Source organism: Erwinia sp. (assembly GCF_031978025.1).
In the GTDB taxonomy this organism is placed as follows: domain Bacteria; phylum Pseudomonadota; class Gammaproteobacteria; order Enterobacterales; family Enterobacteriaceae; genus Erwinia.
This window is the reverse complement of the sequence record NZ_DALZCD010000252.1, coordinates 1-6,481: the sequence shown is the minus strand read 5'-3', so window position 1 is coordinate 6,481 and position 6,481 is coordinate 1. Positions and strand designations below refer to the sequence as shown.

The window sequence follows — 6,481 nt, the reverse complement described above, 5'->3', positions numbered from 1 at the left end:
TGCCTTGAGACAATGTCTGGTTTTTGACGGGATCTGTGGAACGGAGTAAAAATGGGTCAGGAAAAGCTTTATATAGAGAAAGAGTTAAGCTGGTTATCCTTTAATGAGCGCGTTTTACAGGAAGCGGCGGACAAAACCAATCCCCTGATTGAACGGATGCGGTTTTTGGGCATCTACTCCAATAATCTGGAAGAGTTTTATAAAGTCCGCTTTGCCGATCTCAAACGCCGCATTTTGATTGGGGAAGAACAGGGTTCGCCCGACACGCCGCGCCACCTGCTAAAAAAAATTCAGGCTCGCGTGCTGAAAGCCGATCAGGAGTTTGACGGCCTCTATAACGATTTGCTGCTGGAAATGGCACGCAACCAAATCTTTCTGATTAACGAACGCCAGCTCTCTCCCAACCAGCAAAGCTGGCTGCGACACTATTTCAAACACGAGCTGCGTCAGCACATCACGCCGATCCTGGTTTATCCCGATACCGATCTGATTGAGTTTCTGAAGGACGACTACACCTATCTGGCCGTAGAGATTATTCGTGGTGAAGAGATTAACCATGCGCTGCTGGAAATCCCGTCCGACAAAGTGCCGCGCTTCGTCAATCTGCCCCCTGAAACGCCACGCCGTCGTAAACCGATGATTCTGTTAGATAACATCTTGCGCTATTGTCTGGGCGATATCTTCAGCGGCTTTTTTGATTATGACGCGTTGAACGCCTATTCGATGAAGATGACCCGCGATGCGGAATATGACCTGGTCACCGAAATGGAGTCCAGCCTGCTGGAGCTGATGTCTTCCAGCCTGAAGCAACGCCTGACCGCCGAGCCGGTACGCTTTGTCTATCAGCGTGACATGCCCGACGCGATGGTGGAAATGCTCAGCAAGAAGCTGAACATCAGCAATTACGATTCTATCGTGCCCGGCGGCCGTTACCACAACTTCAAAGACTTTATCGGTTTCCCGAACGTCGGCAAGGCCAATCTGGTCAACAAGCCGCTGCCGCAGCTGCGCCATATCTGGTTCGATCGCTTCCGCAACGGCTTTGACGCCATTCGCAATCGCGACGTACTGCTCTACTACCCTTATCACACCTTTGAGCACGTGCTGGAGCTGCTGCGTCAGGCCTCCTTCGACCCTGCCGTGCTGGCGATCAAGATCAATATTTACCGCGTGGCGAAGAACTCACGCATTATCGATGCCATGATCCACGCCGCCTATAACGGTAAAAAAGTCACCGTGGTGGTGGAGCTGCAGGCACGCTTCGATGAAGAAGCAAATATCCACTGGGCGAAACGCCTGACGGAAGCGGGCGTGCACGTGATTTTCTCCGCGCCCGGTCTGAAAATTCACGCCAAGCTGTTTTTAATTTCCCGTCGGGAAAACGGCGAAATTGTCCGCTATGCCCATATCGGCACCGGCAATTTCAACGAGAAAACCGCGCGCATTTACACCGACTATTCTTTGTTAACCGCAGACGCCCGCCTGACTAATGAGGTCAGACGCGTCTTTAACTTTATTGAAAACCCTTATCGTCCGGTCACTTTCGAGCACCTGATGGTGTCGCCGCAGAATTCACGGCAGATGCTTTATCAGCTGATCGACAATGAGATAGCCAACGCGCAGAAAGGCGTGCAGGCAGGCATCACGCTGAAGATCAACAACCTGGTTGATAAAGGTCTGGTGGACAGGCTTTATACCGCTTCCAGCGTCGGTGTGAAGGTCAATTTGCTGGTGCGCGGCATGTGCTCGCTGATCCCTAATCTGCCGGGCATCAGCGACAATATTCGCGTCATCAGCATCGTCGACCGCTATCTGGAGCACGACCGCGTCTATATTTTTGACAACGGCGGGGACAAAAAAGTGTTCCTCTCTTCTGCCGACTGGATGACGCGCAATATTGATTATCGTATTGAAGTGGCCTGCTGCATCCTTGACCCTATTCTGAAACAGCGTGTGCTGGATATTATTGGCATCCTCTTCAGTGATACGCTTAAGGCGCGCTTCGTAGACAAAGAACTTAGCAACCGTTACGTTCCGCGCGGCAACCGCCGCAAGGTGCGCGCGCAGTTGGCTATTTACGATTACATTAAATCTCTGGAACAACCTGACTAATCACTATGCCAATATCCCAGAAAAGTACGCCCAAACCCCAGGAGTTTGCCGCCATTGACTTGGGCTCAAACAGTTTTCATATGGTGATTGCCCGCGTGGTGGACGGTGCCATGCAGGTGCTCGGCAGGTTGAAACAGCGAGTGCATCTGGCCGACGGGCTGGATCATAACAACGTGCTGGCCGAAGAGGCGATAGAGCGCGGCCTGAGCTGCCTGGCGCTGTTCGCCGAGCGCCTGCAGGGTTTCAGCGCGGCCAACGTCACCATCGTAGGCACCCACACGCTGCGTCAGGCCGTTAACGCGGAAGATTTTTTACAGCGCGCGGCGGACGTTATCCCCTACCCGATTGAAGTCATTTCCGGTCAGGAAGAGGCACGCCTGATTTTTATGGGCGTGGAGCACACCCAGCCTGAAAAAGGCCGCAAGCTGGTGATCGACATTGGTGGTGGCTCGACCGAGCTGGTGATCGGTGAGGATTTCGAGCCCAAACTGGTAGAAAGCCGCCGCATGGGCTGCGTCAGCTTCGCCAATCTCTATTTCCCCGGCGGCGTCATCAGTAAAGAGAATTTTCGCCGCGCGCGGCTGGCCGCCACGCAGAAACTGGAAACGCTTTCCTGGCAGTACCGCCTGCACGGCTGGCAGTATGCGCTGGGTGCGTCTGGCACCATCAAAGCTACGGTAGAAGTGTTGCAGGCGATGGGTGAGAAAGACAAGTTAATCACGCCGGAACGGCTGGAAAAACTTTATGACGAGGTCATCAAACATAAATCTTTCGACAGCCTGAGCGTGCCGGGCCTCTCCGACGAACGTAAAGTGGTGTTTGTGCCGGGCCTGGCTATTCTGTGCGGCGTTTTCGACGCGCTGGCTATTCGTGAACTCAGGCTGTCGGACGGCGCGCTGCGCGAAGGCGTGCTGTATGAGATGGAGGGCCGCTTTCGCCATCAGGATATTCGTAGCCGTACCGCGCAGAGCATGGCGAACCACTACGCTATCGACAGCGACCAGGCGAGGCGCGTGCTGGACACCACCGAACAGCTCTACGTCCAGTGGCGGGATCAAAACCCTAAGCAGGCCAATCCACAGCTTGCCGCACTGCTGAAATGGGCAGCGATGCTGCATGAAGTGGGGCTGACCATCAACCACAGCGGCCTGCATCGCCATTCGTCTTATATCCTGCAAAACACCAATATGCCGGGCTTTAATCAGGATCAGCAGACGCTGTTGGCTACGCTGGTGCGCTGGCATCGCAAAGGGGTCAAGGTGGACGAGCTGCCACGCCTGACGCTCTACAAGAAAAAACAGTTTCTGCCGCTGGTGTTTCTGCTGCGGCTGGGCACGCTGCTGAATAATCAGCGCCAGGCCACTTCGACGCCCGATTCGCTGCTGTTGGAGACGGACGACGGCCACTGGACGCTGACTTTCCCCCGCGATTACTTCAGCCAGAATAACCTGGTCCAGCTCGATCTGGAGCGCGAACAGAGCTACTGGAAAGAGGTAACCGGCTGGCAGCTGATGATTAAAGAGTCTGATGAATGAACCAGAAGCCCGACAATTATTACACCGAAAAGTATCAGCTTACCGCCCCGCACTCCGAAGTCGTGGCGGCCGTTAATCAGATAATGCCCGGTGGTCGGGCGCTCGATCTGGGCTGCGGAAGCGGGCGGAATGCGCTTTGGCTGCATTCAAAGGGATTTGATGTGACCGCCTGGGATCGCAACCCGGCCCGTCTTGAACAAATCATTGCCGAAGAGAAGCTGAGCGGTATTCATCCCGCCGTAAAAGATCTTAATGACGTGCGGTTTAATGGCGCTTATGAGCTGGTGCTGTCGACCGTAGTGATGATGTTTTTACAACCGGATGCCATTCCACAGCTGATTGCCGATATGCAGGCCAGCACGGTGCGAGGTGGCTATAACCTGATTGTCTCGGCGATGAGCACAGAGGATTACCCGTGCTCGCTCTTCCCGTTCGCCTTTAAATCCGGCGAGCTGAGCGAGTACTACCGTAAATGGCAGATCGTAAAATATAACGAGAATGTCGGCCAGCTGCACCGTACGGATGAACATGGCAACCGTATCTCGCTGCGTTTCGCCACGCTGCTGGCGCAAAAAGAACGGGTAAAAGAGTAACGGTCAGCCGGGTGCAGGCTGCCCGGCTTCTTCCATCCATAACCGCAGCGGCCTGGCTTCCCCATACAGCGCGCCCTGCAGATAATCGACGCCCAGCTTGCGCAGCAGATTATCCGCCTGCTGCGTGTCCACATCCGTTGCCACAATCTGCATTTTTTTCAGCCGGGCCATAATGCAGGTTGATTCAATAATTTGGTAGTCCAGGCTGTTATCAAGCATATTACGAACAAACTCACCGTGAAGCGTCAGCATATCGGCTTCAATCGGCTTTAACAGCGCATAGCTGCCGTAGCCACGCCCGAAGTGACTGATAGCCACGCGGCAGCCCAGCCGGCGCAGCTGGTCAAGCGTGCGGTATCCCCCGCTGAACGGCGTCAGCATCGGCGACTCTTCTACATAAAGTATCAGCTGCCACGGTTCAACCCCGTAGTCCTGCAATATTGCCTGAATATCTTTTGCCAGCCCGGGCCTGCACAGGCTCAGGGTAAAAAGCGCTGTAGCCAGGCGCAGCCCGGGCCGCGTCTCCCGATGTTCGTCGATAAAAGCGAGAACCTGGCGCAACCGCCAGCAGTCCAGCGTCCAGGTCAGGCCGAACTCGTTGACGATGGGATAGAATTCTTCTGCCGATATTGGCTCACGACGATCGTTTTCCAGCGCGAGCCAGACAGAATAATAGTCATCCCCCCGCACGCCGCAAATTCTCTGCGCGATGAGTTGAAAACCCTCAGACTTCAGCGCCTGTTGAACCGTATTCAGCAGCGAAATCTTTTTACTGATGCGGTACTGAACCGGCTGCGTCATTTTCTGCCGTAGATTCTCCGTTATACCACTGGTCAACGACAGCTCCGCCATGCCGCTTAGCTCGCCCAGCAGTTCGTAAAGATGGTTGACCGGCGGCAACACGCTGCAATAGCTGACACCGATACCGGGATGGACCGGCAGGCCATCCCAACTCAGGCAGTAATCTTTTAGCCTGGCGGCGAGGTTTTCAATACGCGCCACTGGCACAATGCCTTCAAGCCGCATCACTAAATCGAACCCGGGCAGTTGATAAACATCCTCCCCCTGTAGGAGTTCGGGTTTCAGGTGTCCGGCCAGGCTACTTTTATAATGAATACGCAGGCGCAGGCCGTAGGTGCGACTCAGGCGATCCAGATCGGGGATAGTCAGAAAGCAAAGCGTCGAGCTGGAGCTGTTCGCCAGCGCCAGGCTCAGCGCGCGCAGATTGGGCAAATTCATCACGGGATCGTTTAATGCTGCCGCTTTGGTTCTGGCCAGCGTACGGCGCTGGCGCGTGGTGATAGCCGCCATCAGTAGCAGGCTAAGACTGAAAACGATCAGATTGGCTGAAATAACCGCCAGCTGGTAAGGCCCCGTATCCGGATGGAGAAAGCGATCGCGCAGCTGATAAAGCGCTATTAGCAGCAGTGCCCAAACCAGCCCGGTAAAAAGATAGCCAAAACGCATGGCTGCCCAGAGCATTAAAGGCAGGATCAGAGGCAGACCGTACTCGGTTGTTAATAAATTATGTCGGCCCGAGGCGAGCAGCAGCAGCATGGTCAGCAGGAAAACTAACATCAGCGCCCATACTGCGCATTCCGTTTTGCTGACCTCGGGCGAAAATTGCTGGCGCAGTTGGAAAATCGTCAGCCGCAGATAGCCTGGACTGCGCAGGCTGCGAACAATCAGATAGCAGACCGGCACCATGGTGATACAGGCCAGCAGCACGGACTGAAAATTCAACAGTGTATGCAGCGATAAGGGGTCCCAGGAGAAGATCGATCCTTTGATTGGAACCAGGTCCGCCGCCACCAGCACCTGCATGGTAAAAACAAACAGCGAGGGGATAAAAATAGCCAGCCAGAAACACCGTTCAGGCATCAGGCGCAGCTCGCCACAGTTAACGCCCCAGCGTCTTTTCACCTGCAGTCGGTAGCCAGTCCAGCCGCTCAACAGCACGATCAGCCATGCGGCAACAATCGCTGCCGCTGCCGCCGGCACGTAGCGATTAAAATAATAAACGCTCAGCCCCACAGCGATCCCCGGAAAAGCCTTCCAGTCATATACCAGTAGCATCGCTATCATCATTGCCAGCGGCAGATAGATAAGATAAACGTAGCCTTCCAGCATCGACAGGTGCACCGATAGCTGCGTCGTGAACGGCATCAGGATAGCCGGCAGAATAAGGGCCAGTCCCCAGGGGCTGTGACGACAGCGGTTAAGGCGGGCCTTGATGATCAT

4 protein-coding genes are annotated in these 6,481 nt (G+C 54.7%); 3 read left to right on the top strand and 1 reads right to left on the bottom strand.

Going from position 1 to position 6,481, the window contains the following annotated elements; translation table 11 throughout:
• The first annotated feature begins 51 nt into the window (after window positions 1-51).
• The 3 genes from ppk1 to tehB are packed head-to-tail and all read left to right on the top strand — an operon-like array spanning window position 52 to window position 4,240.
• Window positions 52-2,112: a polyphosphate kinase 1 gene (gene ppk1 / locus RTK32_RS17330; RefSeq protein WP_312046154.1), complete on the top strand. Its 2,061-nt coding sequence runs from the start codon at window positions 52-54 to the stop codon at window positions 2,110-2,112.
• A 5-nt stretch (window positions 2,113-2,117) separates the two neighbouring features.
• On the top strand, window positions 2,118-3,647 hold the full coding sequence (ppx, locus tag RTK32_RS17325) for an exopolyphosphatase (protein ID WP_312046152.1): 1,530 nt from the start codon (window positions 2,118-2,120) through the stop codon (window positions 3,645-3,647).
• A complete protein-coding gene (tehB, locus tag RTK32_RS17320) occupies window positions 3,644-4,240 on the top strand; it encodes a tellurite resistance methyltransferase TehB (RefSeq protein ID WP_312046150.1) in 597 nt (198 codons plus the stop codon). Before ppx ends, tehB begins: the two co-directional genes overlap by 4 nt.
• Window positions 4,241-4,243: 3 nt before the next feature.
• Here the strand turns inward: tehB and RTK32_RS17315 are convergent.
• A partial coding sequence (locus tag RTK32_RS17315; protein ID WP_312046148.1) for an EAL domain-containing protein occupies window positions 4,244-6,481 on the bottom strand: 2,238 nt, incomplete at its 5' end.